Consider the following 15,368-nt stretch of genomic DNA (forward strand, 5'->3'; position numbering starts at 1 on the left):
TAATTTATAGCAATTAGTACTCCCCTTGCATTAAGTATAAAGTAAAAAACAATGATCAATTTTGAATATTTTGTGAACACCACTAGAAAGGTGGCAAACCTAATTAATGTTTTAATTTCTTGCACCTTTGTGTATGTTTTTTTGCAATAGCATATTAAATTTTTCTTGGAACTATTCATAATTTTGTACTATCTAAAAATAAGTGATTTTCCAATTAACATTTCTCAACATTTTGTTATAATAGATAAGTCGCACATAAATATTATTGTAGGCTAGTTTTTGCTATATAGGGCAAACCAAGGCACTACACTTTAATGTGTGTCAGCAGTTCGTAAAATCCTGCTAAAACAAAACTAGGGAGTGAATGTATAAATGAAAGAGAATTACTATTTACCACGATCAGGTCCGATGCCAAGGCCTAAAAGCGTAGAAGAGGCATGTGAGGTTTTAAAAAATGAAGCCTTTGATGCCCCAAATGTTCAGGAAATCACGTTTAGAGCATTAGAATTTACAGCTGTTTGTCCAAAGACTGGTCAACCGGACTTTGGTCGAGTTGAAATCACATATGTTCCAGATCAAAAATGTATTGAATCAAAGTCTCTTAAGTTTTATCTATGGTCGTATCGTGATCATGGGGCTTTTTGTGAGTCGTTAGCAGCTAATATAGCTGATGATGTGGTGTACGCGATTAACCCTAAGAAAGTGGTTGTTACTGTATATCAAACAGCACGCGGTGGAATAGAATTGCAAACAACAGCAGTTCGTGAGGCTTAATAATGCAGAATAACACGATTACAGTTCCGAGGGATTTACTTATTCTTAATGTCTTATTTGCAACTTCCCTCGTGGTTGCAAATGTTCTTGCAGGTAAAATTGTAATGTTTGGTGAGTTTATTACAGTGCCTGCCGCTGTTATTACGTACGCTTTTACATTTTTATTGACGGATATTATTCATGAGCGTTATGGCACGAAACAAGCACAACAAGCTATTTTATACGGCTTTGGTGCCCAAGTTTTCGCTAGCATTATGATTATAATTGGCCAAATGTTACCTGTCGCACCATTTGCAGCCGATTCACAAGCGGCTTATGATACATTACTTGGACAAAATGCTAGATTTATGATTGCAAGTATGGCAGCTTATTTTATTTCACAGCATGTTGATGTGTATATTTTTTCCACTTTGAAAAAAGTCACGAAAGAGAAGCATAAGTGGCTCCGAAACAATTTAAGTACACTATCGTCACAGTTAATTGACACGACAATTTTTATATCGATTGCATTTATCGGAACCGTTCCAAACATTTGGATGATGATTCTTTCTCAATTTGCTGTAAAATTAGTGCTTGCTTTATTAGATACACCATTGTTTTATTTATTCACAAGAAAACAGAAATGCGCAGAGCTAAATGCGTCTAGCACTAGTACAGTAAGTTCTTAAATCCATAACATACTAAAAAGTTGAGGAATCATCACATTTCGATTGTTTCCTCAACTTTTTGTTTTTCTTTTGTTGTCAAAAAAACACCACATAAAACAAGAGCACCGCCAATTAACTGCATCCAAGTAATTGTTTCTTCAAGAAACAAAATTGCACCAATTACCGTAAAGACGGGAATAAGATTTAAAAATATCGATGCTTTTGATGGACCGATATCTCCAACTGCATGGTTCCAAGCTATTAAAGCGAGTACTGAAGGGAAAGTGCCTAAATAAAGCAAGCTTAATAGTATTGAAGTATCCCAACTTATCATCGCAATCCTGGGCCATTCAATCAACGTTAATGGAAAAAGAAAGGCTAAAGCAATTAAATTCATGATAAATAAACCACCATACACGGGAAATTTGGCTGCGTGCTGTTTAACGAAGATGGAATAAAACACCCAACAAAAAATAGCAACTAACATAATTAAATCTCCACGATTAAACGATAGGTTCAAGATTGTTTCAAGTGAACCGCGAGATAACACCCACAAAACACCAATTAACGACAATATGACTCCGACATATTGTAATGGTGTAAACCGTTCTTTTAGTATAAAAAATCCTATTAGTATTGAGAGAATCGGAGTAGTTGATTCGACGATCCCCGCATTAATCGAGGTTGTAAAATTCAATGATAAATAAACAAGTCCATTAAATAAAGCAAGCCCAGTTAATGATAATCCGACTAATGCCTTCCATTCCTTTAGCCACAGCCCTTTGTTTTTGTGCCACTGTTTAAATCCAATTGGAAAGATAAATACTGTCGCAATGAATATTCGTAAAAATGCTAATGTAAAAGGAGGGACTGCTGTCGTTACAGATTTTCCAAGCACTAGATTGCTAGCATAAATAATAGCAACCATTATTAGTAATACATAAGAATTTATCATAAAAAAGTTCCAATCTTTTTATTATTGATATAACCAAAAAAATGAGCTCCCACAATTACATAAGAGCGGAAGCTGATCTATTATTATTTATTCAAAAGTTATTATAGGGTTATTCTTAAAAGTTTCGCATTAAGTTAGCCATTTCAATTGCAGTGATTGCAGAATCCCAACCTTTATTACCTGCTTTTGTTCCTGCACGCTCAATCGCTTGTTCAATATTTTCTGTTGTAACGAGTCCAAAAATGACTGGAATGCCAGTTGTTAGTGCAGCTTGGTTTACCCCTTTAGCAGCTTCGTTACAAACATAATCATAATGTGTAGTTGCGCCGCGAATAACAGTTCCTAATGTAATAACCGCATCATAATTGCCTGACTCGGCCATTTTCTTTGCTACAAACGGTAACTCGAATGCACCTGGTACCCAAGCTGTGTCTACATTATCATCTTCAACGCCATGGCGTTTTAAAGCATCTAATGCTCCTGATAATAATTTACTTGTAATAAATTCATTAAAACGTCCCACAACAATACCTACTCGTAATCCTGTTCCTACTAAATTTCCTTCAAATACTTTCCCCATTTAAAATTCCTCCTAATATAACGTTGTATTAAAATTTAAGCATGTGTCCTAGTTTTTCATATTTTACTTTCAAATATTTTTCATTTTCTTCTTTCATTGGCATTTGTAATGCAACTCTTTCGACAAGCGTTATTCCATATCCTTCTAAGCCGGCAATTTTACGAGGATTATTTGTTAATAATTTCATGCTCTTAACACCTAGGTCTTTTAAGATTTGGGCTCCAATACCATAATCACGAAGATCCGGTGCAAAACCTAGCTTTTCATTTGCTTCAACTGTATCGTAGCCCTCTTCTTGTAGCTTATAGGCTTTTAATTTATTAATTAAACCAATGCCACGACCTTCTTGTCTCATGTATAAGAGAATACCTTTACCTTCTTCCTCAATTTGAGAAAGAGCAGCGTGTAATTGTGGACCACAATCACAACGGAATGATCCAAAAACGTCCCCAGTTAGGCATTCAGAGTGAACTCTAACTAATGCAGGCTCATCAGCGTTTATTTCACCTTTTACAAGGGCAACATGTTCTTTTGAATCAATAATATTTGTATAACCATATGCTTTGAAATCACCAAATTCTGTAGGAAGTGTGATTTCCACTTCACGATTTACCAGCTGTTCTTTATGATTACGGTAACTAATTAAATCTTTTATTGTAATCATTTTTAAATCAAATTCATCGGCAATTTTTCGGAGATCAGGCACTCTTGCCATTGTGCCATCATCTTTTATAATTTCACAAATAACACCAGCAGGTTTCGCTCCACTTAATGTTGCAAGATCAACAGCAGCTTCGGTATGACCTGCTCTTCGAAGTACGCCACCTGGTCTTGCAATCAAAGGAAAAACATGTCCAGGTCTCTTAAAGTCTGCGGCTTTAGAATTTGGATTAATTAATTGTTGAATCGTTTCCGCTCGCTCACTAGCACTAATACCTGTTGTTGATGATTTATGATCGACACTTACTGTAAAAGCTGTACCATGTGGGTCCGTATTCACGTTCACCATCGGTACTAAATCTAAACTTTGTGCCAATTCTTCAGTAATTGGAGTACACACTAATCCACGTCCGTGGGTAATCATAAAGTTAATTACCTCGGGTGTCGTTTTCTCAGCTAATGCAATAAAGTCCCCTTCGTTTTCACGGTCTTCATCATCGCAAACAATGACCACGTTCCCTTGCATAAGCTCATATATGGCTTCTTCAATTGGATCAAACATGATTTCATCCTCCCGGCAATGCTATTTTATATTTTTATTCATTCAGTGTATTTATATCCAACTAATCGAAAATCGAATAAGGCTGCCCAAGGCGCTTTCGTATTTCTACTTATAACCGTGCTCTTCAAGGAATGAGTTTGTAATTTTTGTTTCTGTACCTTGTAAATTTCCTTTAGAGATGAACTTTTCTATATATTTCCCCAAAATATCACATTCAATATTAACAATGTCACCTCGAGATTTATCACCAATAATTGTTTCAGATAATGTATGTGGAATTAAAGATAATGTAAATGAATTTTCGGTTAGTCCAAAAATGGTTAAGCTTGTTCCGTCAACAGTAACGGACCCTTTATATAGCATATAGCGGAGTAAGCTCTTATCCACTTCAATTTCATAATATACAGCATTTGATACGGGTTGCTTTTTAATGATGGTACCAATCCCGTCCACGTGGCCTGAAACAATGTGACCACCAAAGCGCCCATTGGCGGCCATTGCTCTTTCAAGATTTACTTTTGATCCCATTTTAAGATCTTTAAGTGAAGTTGCACGGACAGTTTCAGGCATGATGTCTACAGAAAACACTTGCGAGTCATAAGAAGTTACAGTCAGACAAACTCCATTAACTGCAATGCTGTCTCCTAGGTGAACGTCTTGTAATATTTTTGGAGCAGCAATTGTCATGACAATTGCCTCACCAGATTGCACGATTGATTTAACAGTACCCTTTTCTTCAATAATTCCCGTGAACAATAGTTATGCCTCCTTAACTGGTACCGAGATAATTTTAATGTCAGGCCCAATTTGTTCTACTGATTTGATAACAAGCTGCAAACTATCACTTAAATTTTCAAATCCCTCACCACCGATAGAGGTAGGTGCGGCTGTTCCGCCGATTATTTTTGGAGCGATATACGTAATAACTTGATTAACAGCTTTTTCTTTAATGAAACTGCCGTTAATTTCTGCTCCGCCTTCTACATACAGTGAGGAAATTCCTTTTTCAGCTATGGCTTTTAGGAAAGATGGAATGTTGATTTTCTCAGTTGGTAGCTGGATCATCTCAATATTTTTTTCTTTTAATAGCTGTATTTTTTCTAAAGGTGCATTTTTTCCACTGACAACCCATGTGGGTGCACAACCATCATTTAGCAATGCAGCATGTTCTGGAATCCTTAGGTTGGTATCTAGAACGATTCTTATCGGGTTTTTACCACCTAATGGTAATCTTGTTGTAAGTTGAGGATTGTCTTTAATGACCGTATTGACCCCGACCAAGATTGCATCATGACGATGTCGATATTTATGAACATCCAATCTAGCTTCTTCGCTAGTAATCCATTTGCTCTCACCTGTAACCGTAGCAATTTTCCCATCGAGGGTTGTTGCCGATTTAAGGGTTACATATGGTGTACGAGTTGAAATATAATGAAAAAAGACTTCGTTCAGCGCTTCCGCTTCTTCTTTAAGTACGCCAACATCAACTTCAATTCCTGCATCTCTTAATTTTTTAATACCCTTGCCAGCAACAAGAGGGTTCGGGTCTGTTGAGGCAATTACAACTCGACTTACTTCGTTTTTAATTAATAGGTCAGCGCATGGGGGTGTCCGGCCATGATGACTACATGGCTCTAATGTTACATAAATCGTTGCATTTTTTGCCTTTTCGCCGGCCATATGAATAGCGTGTACTTCAGCATGTGGTTCACCAGCCTTTAAGTGCGCCCCCATGCCTACAATTTGGTTATTCTTCACAACTACAGCACCAACTAATGGATTTGGACTTGTTTGTCCTTTTGTATTAGCTGCAAGTTCAATCGCAAGTCGCATATACTGTTCGTCTGTCATTACATCACCTTTTCAATATTAGACATGTAGTGAAAACAATTCTATCTATTAACGAATAAATAAAAAGACCCAAGGAAATATTCCTCGGGTCTTTGATAAATGAAAGCAGATGTACAAATTAAGTACAACAAATAAACGGTTAAAAATGAACATAAAGATATGTTCAATCAACCACTCGCTCCTTCTACCATCCAGACTGTAACTGTCGGCTCTGGATTCACACCAGATCCTGCCTAAAAAGGCTCGCGGGCTTGTTAGTATGTACATTACCTACTACATCACCGCCGATTGGGAATTTCACCCGACCCCGAAGGAATTTTATTTACTTTCTTTAACTATATAGCAATCTGGTTAATAAATACAAGTATTATATCTGATTGTTTTTTTAAAAGGTAAAAATTGTATGTGATTGTCTAGCTTCAGCGCCAGCTCCTCGGGGTCAAAGAGACACAGGACGTGCTAGTATCGGCGTTGCGACAGGATGTCTCGGTTTTAGCCGATGCTTTCCTGCGGGAAGAGCCAGGATGGCGAGGATTTTCCCGTTGCCCACAGGACGTGGGCTGCCTTTAGGGAAAATACAGGCGCATTCGCATTTCTAATTTATTGTGCTAAGTTGTTGAATTTGTAAACATTGTGCGCCTTGTTCTGCGAGTTTACGCGCTTCGTCGACTGTTTTGGCTGTGCTTAATGCAACGGCCATTCTTCGGCCTTTTTTTGTTTCAGGTTTACCAAATACTCGTACATGTGTATTTGGTAGGGCAAGTGCCTTGTCAATTCCAGTTAGGATAAATTCAGATGTTTCATCTGTAGCTTTTAATGTATGTGAAGCTCCGTGTGTAAGCAGATTAATAGATGGAATTGGAAAGCCGAGAATCGCCCTTACGTGTAATGCAAATTCTGATAAATCTTGAGTAACAAGTGTTACCATACCTGTATCATGTGGACGTGGTGACACTTCACTGAAGTAAACGCCGTCTTCACAAAGGAATAGCTCGACTCCAAATACTCCATAACCGCCAAGTGCATCGGTGACTGTTTTAGCAATTTTTTGCGCTTGAAGTAATTGTGTTTCACTCATAAAATGCGGCTGCCATGATTCGATATAATCACCATCTTTTTGAACATGACCAATTGGCGCACAAAAGCTTGTGCCAGAAATAGACCGAACTGTTAATAAAGTAATTTCAGAGTCAAATTTAATAAATTCTTCCACAATTACTCGCGTACTTTTACCGCGGCTACCTTCCATAGCGTATGTCCAACTTGCTTCAATATCATTTGGTGTTTTGCAAACACTTTGACCTTTTCCAGAAGAACTCATTAATGGCTTAATTACACAAGGTGTGCCTATTTTCTCTACAGCTTGTTTTAACTCGTCAAGCGTATCTGCAAATTCATATTGTGCTGTTGGCACATTAAGTTCCTCGTACGCTAGTCGACGTATGCCTTCACGATCCATTGTTAAACGGGTTGCATTGGCGGTCGGAATAACATTGAAACCTTCCTGTTCTAATTGAATTAAAGCAGAAGTTGCAATCGCTTCAATTTCGGGAACGATCAAATCAGGTTTTTCTTGATAAACAACTTTTGAAAGCTGACTAGGATCCTGCATATCAATTACATAAGAACGATGTGCTACTTGCATAGCAGGTGCGTGTTCATAGCGATCAACAGCAATCGTTTCGACACCTAATCTTTGGGCTTCAATGATGACTTCTTTTCCTAGTTCCCCTGACCCTAATAACATTAATTTTTTTGAGTTTTGAGAAAGCGGAGCTCCATACATTATATTTCCTCCTAGATTCGTTTTAGTGTAATCACGAACATTATTAAAAGAATAATAGATATCCATTCGTCTTTATTGAGTATAGTCAACGCTGTTAGTCTACGTCAATATAAAAATAATACCTTTATTACTTAAGATGTATTAAAATGTGGATAGAATTTTTAAGATAAATGCATTTTCTTTAATTATTCGTTTTTTAATGTTCTTATCTTAATTATGGTTTAAAGTATTATTAATAGTAAACAATATGGTAGACTAGTAGAGTGAAAGAATTTAGAGGAGGGAATACCTTGAAGTGTTTGTCTAAATCATGGATGGCTACTGTTGTGGCATTTGTAATTTTACTTCCGGTAAATTTTAATCCTATTCATACATATGCTGAAACATCAATAGCTACTAAATGTGGATATGTACCGGAGCAGGGAGTGAATCCTTCACCCCAAACTATTAATTGTTTGTTAACAGAAGTGGCATTATCTTATGATGTACCACCGGAAATAGTTAAAGCGATAGCTGAACAGGAAAGTGGCTGGCAACATTATACTAGTCAAGAGGTTCCACTTATTAGTGATGATGGCGGCATCGGGATTATGCAAGTAACGCTAACAACAGGTTTAGATGTGGAAAGGCTTGAAAGCGATTTGCTTTATAACATTGAAGCGGGGGTTCAAAACTTAAATAATAGTTTTGCTCGCAAAGACTTACCTACCATTAATAATGGCTCAAGACATATTATTGAAAACTGGTACTTTGCAATTATGGCTTATAATGGCATTAAGCCTGTTAATAGCCCAGTTTATCAAGCAAGTGGTAAGCGAAATGAAGATGCCTACCAAGAGCAAGTTATGCAAATTATCAGGGCTAAAAGTTTACTAGATATAGCACCTAGTTCATTTAAATCTACCGATTTTGTTTATAATACTGAAGATGTTCAAAATATACAGTTTGCAACGATGTTTTTTAATCTAACGAACGGACCATTGCATACTAGTAAATATTTTTTCAAACAAAATGAAGAAGTTTATTTCAATCGAGCAGATGTGAAGGTGCGTCAGCAACCAACTACATCGAGTTCAATTGTAAAGACTGTAAAACAAAATGAGACCGGGATAGTAACTGGTTCTTTTGTATATGATGTGGTGAATCCAGCTAACCATTTTACATGGTATCCGGTACAGTTATCAGATGGAACAAAAGGATATGTAGCGGGAAGTTATTTGAGTAAATCAGAAACTAATGCTCCAGTAACTGAAAAGTGGAAAGAATGGAACACAGCTCAAAAAGTTGCGAAAGACAAAGTTTGGAATGTAGAGTTAGATACGGAGATTGCTGCTAGTTCTATTCAGTCTACAAACATCTATATACAAGATTCTACTAAGAAGGATGTAGCAGTAGAATTATCTTTAGGTGCCGATGCTAAAAAGATTAGTATTAAACCTTTGCAAACATACGTATCAGGGCAAACATATACCCTATATATAAAAAATATCAAGTCTGTAAAAGGTAAGCAGCTTAAGGACAATGTAAAAATGGATTTTGTGGTCCAATAAAATTTCTAATAGATATTGAGCTTGGAAGCTACATTCCAAGCTCTTTTTACATATTACCCGGTTTGGCTACTTGTTATTGTTATTTAGTTGTTTACGGATCTCGTCCACATTAGTGTCTGAATATATCTTAGTGTTAAAGCCGCCTTGCTGTGCTAATAGAGCTTTTACTTCATTATATGAAAGCCCGGATTGGGCATTCTCTCGCTTGACATCATCTATATTTGTTCCAACGATAGAATAGGAAATATCCTCTTTTTTTAAATCCATTCACTATCACCTCGAAATATACTTAATTTCTAAATTTAGTTTGTCCATAAAAAAGTATTAAATCCATACTGAAAAACTATTTATTATTTGGGTATTAAGTCTGATGTGAAAATAAAACAAAAATTATTATCTAGGTATAACAATGTGTGAATTAGAAAAAGATTATTATTATATAACATGGTACGAGGGGTACGTATGAAAAAATTTAAGCGCTTTGAGGTCTTATTTTGGAGTATTGCTTTTCCTGGATTTGGTCAATATCTAAATAGTCATCTCTTTAAAGGAACTGTATTTATTATATTGGAAATTATCGTTAATGTTATGAGTAATTTTAATAGCGCTATTCGATTTAGTTTTTTGGGCGAAATTGACCAGGCTATTCTTGTTACCAATTTTCAGTGGTTATTATTTTATCCTTGTATTTATATGTTTGCCATTTGGGATGCTTACCGATTTGCTTCCGATGAACCGCTATCGCCGTGGGCATTTTTTCCTTTTGTATTTTCAGCTTATTCAGTCACAGTAGGAGTTTTTTATTCTACAAAAATAACGATATTTGATGTTTTATTGGGGCCCGTTTGGTTACCCATGCTCTTTTTAATTCCGGGAATAATAGTTGGATTTGTCTTGAAGAAAATTTGCGAACGATTTACTCTGCATAAACAAGAAATTTAAGGTTAAGTGAGAAATTATCCTGTTCACATATAAGCAAAATTTCGACAATTTATTTAAAAAATAAACCTTCTTCAAACCTACCTTAGTGTTTAAGAAACACCGGTATACTGAGTGTTATTGTGGAATTTTTGCAAATCATCAAAAATAAAATTAAATACATATTAAAAAAAACTGTCAGTATTTGTATGAATTTTACGAAGGAATAGGGGTAGTCATAGATGATTAATAATTGAATAATAATAATATTGAATAAATATTATTGTATTAATGCAGGTGAAGGGGGAATTTAGTTTTGGTTCAAACTTTAATATGGGATGATAATATATCAATTGTAAATGTAAAAGCTTTCGAATTAGCTATTCAAAATCTATTGGAATCGAATGCTAGTGGTATTATCTTAAATCTAGATCGTGTTTCATATATGAATAGCCGTGGACTCGGAGTGATTGCAGATGCAGTGAAGGAAGCAGCAAGATTGGAAAAACAAATTGTAATCTCCCATATACAAAAATCAATGAAAGAAATATTTGATATCGTTCGTTTTGATTCAATTATTCGAATCTTTCCTACAGATAATGAAGCTCAAAAGTTTCTTGAAAAATCTAAACGTGTTTCATTAACTGCTTAATAAGAATTCCCCTTCTATGTGGAGAAGGGGAATTTATATTTTATATATTTATATACATATTTATCTTTAGGATATGCCTTAGGTGTGGTTCTATTTATAGTCTGTTTTGCACCGGGCTTAAGCACCTTTATAGTTATAGTTCTTGTAATAAAAACAAATAATGATAGGATTTGCTGCTATTGATTTACTTTTTTCTTAATAAGGAGTGCTTATTCCATGAAACTATCCGATAATCAATCTAGTTTCCTAGTTAAAAGAGAGATGGATATTTTTCAAGTTATTGAACTAACTGAAAATATCGCTAGAAATATGGGGTTTCGAAATGAAGAGACGCTATTTTTAAAGCTTGTGATCGAAGAGGCTTGCATGAATGCCTATGAGTATTGTCAAAAAACTGATCAAGATGTGTTTCAGGTAAGGTGGAGTTTAACTTCTGAATTACTAGATATTTGTATAAAACATAAAGGTGAAATATTTCCCATTGCCGAGGAACCAAAAGAACTGAATCACGGCAATAGAGGTCGCGGATTACAGTTAATTAAACATATTATGGATGAAGTAAAAGTGATGAAAAATGGGGATTATGTTGAATTATTCATGAAAAAAATGATTTCAGTGAACGATGTCTAAGATGATATGATTATAAAAGTTGGGCAAATTCTTATATTAACCCAACGTATAGTTGAAAATATTGGGCCATCGCGATGCGTCTCTAAAGACATATTCGATGGCCCAAAATTTCATGTATATAAGAGCTTATTTAAAATAATCAAGCTCAAGCTTTTCAAGAATTTCAATTGATTTATTAGCCCAATCTGATTTTTCACTTTGGAGTTTTTGTTTTTGTTCACTGATTGCTATCCTTAGAGATTCGGTATAGTCTGGGACATCTTCTGTATATTCTCTTACCTGTGTTTTTGGAATATTCGTTTGTTCATTTAAAGCTAAAGCACGTCTTTCATGAAAAAATAGGACATCCGCTTCTTTTGGTGCATGTAAATCACCTTGTTGCGGATGTTTAAGAACTGCTTTGACGCGAATTGTATAGAGCTGAGGTTTTATAGCTGTAATTTCTCCAATATACTTTCCGGTTTTATATATCCCGGTTACAATTTGACCTAATTGAAACTCATTAGACATATTTTGACTCTCCTTTGTAAAAAATTCACATCTAACTTTGACATTCCTATGTAAAAAATTTTATCATAGATAAAGGACAAAAGAGAAATTTGAGATGAAAGGTAGATATAAATGAAAAAATCATTGATTAGCTTGTTAGTAGTTTTCGGGATATTACTATTGGGGGCTTGTGGTGGTAATGAAGCTCCAGCGGATACGGATAATGGCGAGTCTACAGAAAATCAAGAGGAAACTCAAAATCAAGAGAATCAAAATCAAGGTCAAGAAGTTAATCTACCACAATTGGAGCCAGCAGCAGAAGGGGATTCTATCGTGACAATGAAAACTAGTTTAGGGGATATTGTTATTAAACTATTTCCAGATCATGCTCCAAAAGCGGTTGAAAACTTTTTAACACATAGTAAAAATGGCTACTATAACGGTTTAACTTTTCATCGAGTAATCAGTGATTTTATGATTCAAGGTGGTGACCCGAGTGGGAACGGAACAGGTGGTGAAAGTATTTGGGGAGAACCGTTTGAAGATGAGTTTTCTACAGAACTTTTTAACTTCCGTGGTGCATTATCAATGGCGAATAGCGGACCGAACACAAATGGTAGTCAATTTTTCATCGTTCAGGCTAAAGTCGTGGACGAGGAATTAGTTAATCAAATGCAACAGGCTGGTTTCCCACCTAACGCTATCGAAAAGTATAAAGAATTGGGCGGAACACCATGGCTTGATCAAAAACATACTGTATTTGGACAAGTAATAGAGGGTATGGATGTTGTTGATAAAATTGCGAGTGTTGAGGTAGATTCTGTTACAAGTGCTCCTGTTGAGCCGGTTTTAATTAATGAAGTTGTCGTGAAAGAATAAAAAGGTTATTTACAAATATTTCAAGAAATAGCGATTTTGCCTATATGTAAAATCGCTTTTTTGTGGTAAAATACTTTAGTGCGTTAGCACTGTGTGTTTGTTACTAAAACTTAAAGTTTAATATAAAGACATTAAATCGCTTTAATTATTGTCGTAAATCTGTAAGAATCTGAGTGTGTTACTTGAACTTATTGCGCTTAAAATAGAAGTATAAAAGCAGTATTGTAGTCAAATATGTCAACACTCATATAAGGTGATGGGGATGGAAGGATCAAAAATGTTAAATGAAAAAATCAGAGAAGTGATTAATGACTGGGATCCATTAGGCTATGGCTCTGGCTCATATGAAGTTGAAGTGGTTGATGTTATCCAAGCAGTCCATGAAATTAACGATCTAAAATACTTAGCAAAGCGAATTCAATTTATTTATGAGTTTTCATTTGAACAATTGATTCCTTTTGCTGAATGTCAGGAAGTTGCAAAAAAGGTATTGGCTCTAAAAGAAACAATTCCATATGCGGTATAGGTAGAAGCGACTCTTATTATAACAGTGCGCTTCTATTTTTTTGCTTCAAAAAAGAGTTTGATGCAATTCTTGGTTTGCGCTTATGTATGTAAAAGGAAAGGGGACAACGGTGTTCATTACGTTGTCCAAATTAGATTAATGCTGGAAGACTTTCTAAAAACACTTGAATATCCCGGTATACTAAATCAGGTCGCTCTTCTGGAACAAGGTGGCCTGTTTTTTCGTATACAATAAATTTAGAATTTGGTAGGTCTTCGTGGAGTTGCTTGCCAATTCGAACAGGAACAATTCGATCGTGCTTTCCCCATATTAATAACGTAGGGGTATGAATTTGTTTTAATTCTTCGGGGGTAAGATCACCTTCGCGGTATCGTATTAATCTTAATAATGGAAAAAATATTTTTCGATCATGAAAAGGCTCTTCATAGCCTTTAATCATTTCATCATCAATCATTTTTTGATCATGGACGACTTTTAACAAGTTGCTTGCAACGCCCTGTCTCTCTAAATAGCGCTTGATGGCGAATGAAAAGAAGGGAATATACGTTGCTAAAATAAAGCTTTTTTTAAACCTCGGCATGTACCCAGAGCTGCTTAATAACACGATTCCTTTAACTAGCTGTTGTTCCTTTTGTCCAGCCATTAATGCTATTTGTCCACCCATCGAATGTCCAACAACAATACAGCTTGTAAAACCCAGTTTTTTTACAGATTCTATAACAAGCATTGCTAAGTTTTTATATGTATATTTAAATGTTCTCGATTTCTCGCTCTTCCCAAAAGGCGGTAAATCAATATTGACAATGTTATAGTCTTTCTCAAAATAAGGGATTAATTTTCGATAACAAAATGTTGAGGAAAGGGAACCATGAAGTAAAACGATAGTAAAGCTAGAGTTTTGGGCTTGCTTATTTACAATTAGCTCATAGTAAATGTCGATGTTTTCTACGGTCAGAAATGCATTTTGTTTTGTAACCACTTGTGCTATCTCAACCTTTCACATGATGTTGTGGCTTTATTAAACATTCAACCAATCTTCAGAATCAAATGGTTTGCATGTGACAAAGTTCATTTTGATTTTTATTAAATGAGAGTATTCTTATACTATCCATTAGGTTGCAGTTATATGTTATGTGAGGAAAAGGGGATGGAAATATGGAAAAGGTTAAAGATTTTGGTACCTCTTCGCAATATGGTGGTGACAATCAAAATATAAAATTATCTGTGCCAATTCAACAATTAAAAGCTGAGCATGAACCATTATTAAAGCAGGTTCAGGGTATTTATGATTTAGTTGTTGAGCTGCAACAAAATTGTCTTGTCGATCAAAACTGGAATAAAAAATATTATCAATTGTATAAGTCTGTTGTGTCGTTTTTAAGTGAGTTAAAGCCCCACACATATCGTGAAGATCATTTCCTTTATCCGTTGCTCAATCGGTATTTACAGGATGATTCGGGTATGATTATGGTGATGGATTACGAACATAAAAATGCAAAACGTTCAATAAGACAGTTTATTGAAACAGTAGAAAATCGAACTCATCCGCTTAGCCCAATAGAAGCCCTGTCTTTATTATCTTGTTTGGAAGTTGCTTATTTTACGATCGTCGAGCATTTTCGAAAAGAAGAGGCTGTTATTTTTCCTCTAGCAGAACAAAACTTGAGTGAAGAAGATAAGGAAACATTATTGTTACAATTGAAAACGTTCGGATAATCTAAACATTAGGGTTTTCGCCGATGATAACAGAGGATATTCATGCTTACCTTGCTTGAGGTCATTCCTCAAGCTTTTTTCCGTTAGCGGTGTTAGGTTCAGTCAGTTATTAGTTTCTATGGATTGATCCGATCCCCCTCATTAGGAATAAAATCTCACATCATCTGCTATAATTGGCGTAGTACGGTATACA

18 protein-coding genes and 1 riboswitch are annotated in these 15,368 nt (G+C 35.5%); of the genes, 9 read left to right on the forward strand and 9 right to left on the reverse strand.

Translation table 11 applies throughout. From position 1 onward, the window contains the following. Window positions 1–372: 372 nt before the first annotated feature. Entirely contained in the window at window positions 373–774 is a 402-nt protein-coding gene (queF, locus tag C1724_RS01740; protein ID WP_102345030.1) for a preQ(1) synthase, read from the forward strand. Window positions 775–776: 2 nt separating this feature from the next. Beyond that, window positions 777–1,442 carry a queuosine precursor transporter gene (locus C1724_RS01745; RefSeq protein ID WP_102345031.1) on the forward strand — a complete coding sequence of 222 codons (666 nt, stop codon included), beginning with the start codon at window positions 777–779 and terminating at the stop codon, window positions 1,440–1,442. A gap of 31 nt (window positions 1,443–1,473) precedes the next feature. On the opposite strand, the gene C1724_RS01750 is transcribed toward C1724_RS01745, so the two are convergent. The 6 genes from C1724_RS01750 to purT all read right to left on the reverse strand — a co-directional run bounded on the left by C1724_RS01750 (window position 1,474) and on the right by purT (window position 7,815). After that, window positions 1,474–2,376, reverse strand: a complete 903-nt coding sequence (locus tag C1724_RS01750) for a DMT family transporter (protein WP_258000255.1) — start codon at window positions 2,374–2,376, stop codon at window positions 1,474–1,476. A gap of 115 nt (window positions 2,377–2,491) precedes the next feature. Further along, on the reverse strand, window positions 2,492–2,956 hold the full coding sequence (gene ribH, locus C1724_RS01755) for a 6,7-dimethyl-8-ribityllumazine synthase (protein ID WP_102345032.1): 465 nt from the start codon (window positions 2,954–2,956) through the stop codon (window positions 2,492–2,494). Between the two features lie 28 nt (window positions 2,957–2,984). Next, window positions 2,985–4,178, reverse strand: coding sequence for a bifunctional 3,4-dihydroxy-2-butanone-4-phosphate synthase/GTP cyclohydrolase II (locus tag C1724_RS01760; RefSeq protein ID WP_102345033.1), 1,194 nt, complete (start codon window positions 4,176–4,178; stop codon window positions 2,985–2,987). A 105-nt stretch (window positions 4,179–4,283) separates the two neighbouring features. Next, window positions 4,284–4,934 carry a riboflavin synthase gene (ribE, locus tag C1724_RS01765; protein WP_102345034.1) on the reverse strand — a complete coding sequence of 217 codons (651 nt, stop codon included), beginning with the start codon at window positions 4,932–4,934 and terminating at the stop codon, window positions 4,284–4,286. Between the two features lie 3 nt (window positions 4,935–4,937). After that, window positions 4,938–6,029, reverse strand: a complete 1,092-nt coding sequence (gene ribD, locus C1724_RS01770) for a bifunctional diaminohydroxyphosphoribosylaminopyrimidine deaminase/5-amino-6-(5-phosphoribosylamino)uracil reductase RibD (protein ID WP_102345035.1) — start codon at window positions 6,027–6,029, stop codon at window positions 4,938–4,940. A gap of 175 nt (window positions 6,030–6,204) precedes the next feature. Continuing rightward, window positions 6,205–6,348, reverse strand: a riboswitch (FMN riboswitch). A 276-nt stretch (window positions 6,349–6,624) separates the two neighbouring features. Continuing rightward, window positions 6,625–7,815, reverse strand: coding sequence for a formate-dependent phosphoribosylglycinamide formyltransferase (purT, locus tag C1724_RS01775; protein ID WP_102345036.1), 1,191 nt, complete (start codon window positions 7,813–7,815; stop codon window positions 6,625–6,627). 290 nt (window positions 7,816–8,105) lie between these two features. On the opposite strand from purT, the gene C1724_RS01780 reads away from it, so the two are divergent. Continuing rightward, window positions 8,106–9,365, forward strand: a complete 1,260-nt coding sequence (locus tag C1724_RS01780) for an SH3 domain-containing protein (RefSeq protein WP_102345037.1) — start codon at window positions 8,106–8,108, stop codon at window positions 9,363–9,365. Between the two features lie 66 nt (window positions 9,366–9,431). Here the strand turns inward: C1724_RS01780 and C1724_RS01785 are convergent, their stop codons facing one another. Beyond that, complete coding sequence (locus C1724_RS01785) at window positions 9,432–9,632, reverse strand: gamma-type small acid-soluble spore protein (protein ID WP_102345038.1); 201 nt, start codon at window positions 9,630–9,632, stop codon at window positions 9,432–9,434. A gap of 195 nt (window positions 9,633–9,827) precedes the next feature. Here C1724_RS01785 and C1724_RS01790 point away from each other — a divergent pair, with 195 nt between their 5' ends. The 3 genes from C1724_RS01790 to C1724_RS01800 all read left to right on the forward strand — a co-directional run bounded on the left by C1724_RS01790 (window position 9,828) and on the right by C1724_RS01800 (window position 11,565). Then, window positions 9,828–10,307: a hypothetical protein gene (locus tag C1724_RS01790; protein WP_102345039.1), complete on the forward strand. Its 480-nt coding sequence runs from the start codon at window positions 9,828–9,830 to the stop codon at window positions 10,305–10,307. A 292-nt stretch (window positions 10,308–10,599) separates the two neighbouring features. Then, window positions 10,600–10,935, forward strand: coding sequence for an STAS domain-containing protein (locus C1724_RS01795; RefSeq protein ID WP_102345040.1), 336 nt, complete (start codon window positions 10,600–10,602; stop codon window positions 10,933–10,935). A 216-nt stretch (window positions 10,936–11,151) separates the two neighbouring features. Then, on the forward strand, window positions 11,152–11,565 hold the full coding sequence (locus C1724_RS01800; protein WP_102345041.1) for an ATP-binding protein: 414 nt from the start codon (window positions 11,152–11,154) through the stop codon (window positions 11,563–11,565). Between the two features lie 126 nt (window positions 11,566–11,691). Here C1724_RS01800 and C1724_RS01805 read toward each other — a convergent pair whose 3' ends face one another. After that, the gene (locus C1724_RS01805) at window positions 11,692–12,075 is read right to left on the reverse strand and encodes a kinase-associated lipoprotein B (protein WP_102345042.1); all 384 of its coding nucleotides are present in this window, start codon (window positions 12,073–12,075) and stop codon (window positions 11,692–11,694) included. A gap of 111 nt (window positions 12,076–12,186) precedes the next feature. Here C1724_RS01805 and C1724_RS01810 point away from each other — a divergent pair, with 111 nt between their 5' ends. Beyond that, entirely contained in the window at window positions 12,187–12,933 is a 747-nt protein-coding gene (locus tag C1724_RS01810) for a peptidylprolyl isomerase (protein ID WP_102345043.1), read from the forward strand. Window positions 12,934–13,210: 277 nt separating this feature from the next. Continuing rightward, window positions 13,211–13,459 (forward strand): YugE family protein, encoded by a 249-nt coding sequence (locus tag C1724_RS01815; protein WP_258000257.1) that lies wholly within the window; start codon window positions 13,211–13,213, stop codon window positions 13,457–13,459. Between the two features lie 130 nt (window positions 13,460–13,589). On the opposite strand, the gene C1724_RS01820 is transcribed toward C1724_RS01815, so the two are convergent. Next, window positions 13,590–14,438, reverse strand: coding sequence for an alpha/beta fold hydrolase (locus tag C1724_RS01820; RefSeq protein ID WP_102345045.1), 849 nt, complete (start codon window positions 14,436–14,438; stop codon window positions 13,590–13,592). 176 nt (window positions 14,439–14,614) lie between these two features. Here C1724_RS01820 and C1724_RS01825 point away from each other — a divergent pair, with 176 nt between their 5' ends. Beyond that, window positions 14,615–15,175 (forward strand): hemerythrin domain-containing protein, encoded by a 561-nt coding sequence (locus C1724_RS01825; protein ID WP_102345046.1) that lies wholly within the window; start codon window positions 14,615–14,617, stop codon window positions 15,173–15,175. Window positions 15,176–15,368 lie beyond the last annotated feature (193 nt).

The organism is Bacillus sp. Marseille-P3661 (genome assembly GCF_900240995.1).
Lineage (GTDB): Bacteria > Bacillota > Bacilli > Bacillales > Bacillaceae_J > OESV01.

Coding starts and splice junctions, on each gene's coding strand:
- queF (WP_102345030.1), top strand. CDS start 373: ATGAAAGAGAATTACTATTTACCACGATCAGGTCCGATGCCAAGGCCT.
- C1724_RS01745 (WP_102345031.1), top strand. CDS start 777: ATGCAGAATAACACGATTACAGTTCCGAGGGATTTACTTATTCTTAAT.
- C1724_RS01750 (WP_258000255.1), bottom strand. CDS start 2,376: ATGATAAATTCTTATGTATTACTAATAATGGTTGCTATTATTTATGCT.
- ribH (WP_102345032.1), bottom strand. CDS start 2,956: ATGGGGAAAGTATTTGAAGGAAATTTAGTAGGAACAGGATTACGAGTA.
- C1724_RS01760 (WP_102345033.1), bottom strand. CDS start 4,178: ATGTTTGATCCAATTGAAGAAGCCATATATGAGCTTATGCAAGGGAAC.
- ribD (WP_102345035.1), bottom strand. CDS start 6,029: ATGACAGACGAACAGTATATGCGACTTGCGATTGAACTTGCAGCTAAT.
- purT (WP_102345036.1), bottom strand. CDS start 7,815: ATGTATGGAGCTCCGCTTTCTCAAAACTCAAAAAAATTAATGTTATTA.
- C1724_RS01785 (WP_102345038.1), bottom strand. CDS start 9,632: ATGGATTTAAAAAAAGAGGATATTTCCTATTCTATCGTTGGAACAAAT.
- C1724_RS01790 (WP_102345039.1), top strand. CDS start 9,828: ATGAAAAAATTTAAGCGCTTTGAGGTCTTATTTTGGAGTATTGCTTTT.
- C1724_RS01800 (WP_102345041.1), top strand. CDS start 11,152: ATGAAACTATCCGATAATCAATCTAGTTTCCTAGTTAAAAGAGAGATG.
- C1724_RS01805 (WP_102345042.1), bottom strand. CDS start 12,075: ATGTCTAATGAGTTTCAATTAGGTCAAATTGTAACCGGGATATATAAA.
- C1724_RS01810 (WP_102345043.1), top strand. CDS start 12,187: ATGAAAAAATCATTGATTAGCTTGTTAGTAGTTTTCGGGATATTACTA.
- C1724_RS01815 (WP_258000257.1), top strand. CDS start 13,211: ATGTTAAATGAAAAAATCAGAGAAGTGATTAATGACTGGGATCCATTA.
- C1724_RS01825 (WP_102345046.1), top strand. CDS start 14,615: ATGGAAAAGGTTAAAGATTTTGGTACCTCTTCGCAATATGGTGGTGAC.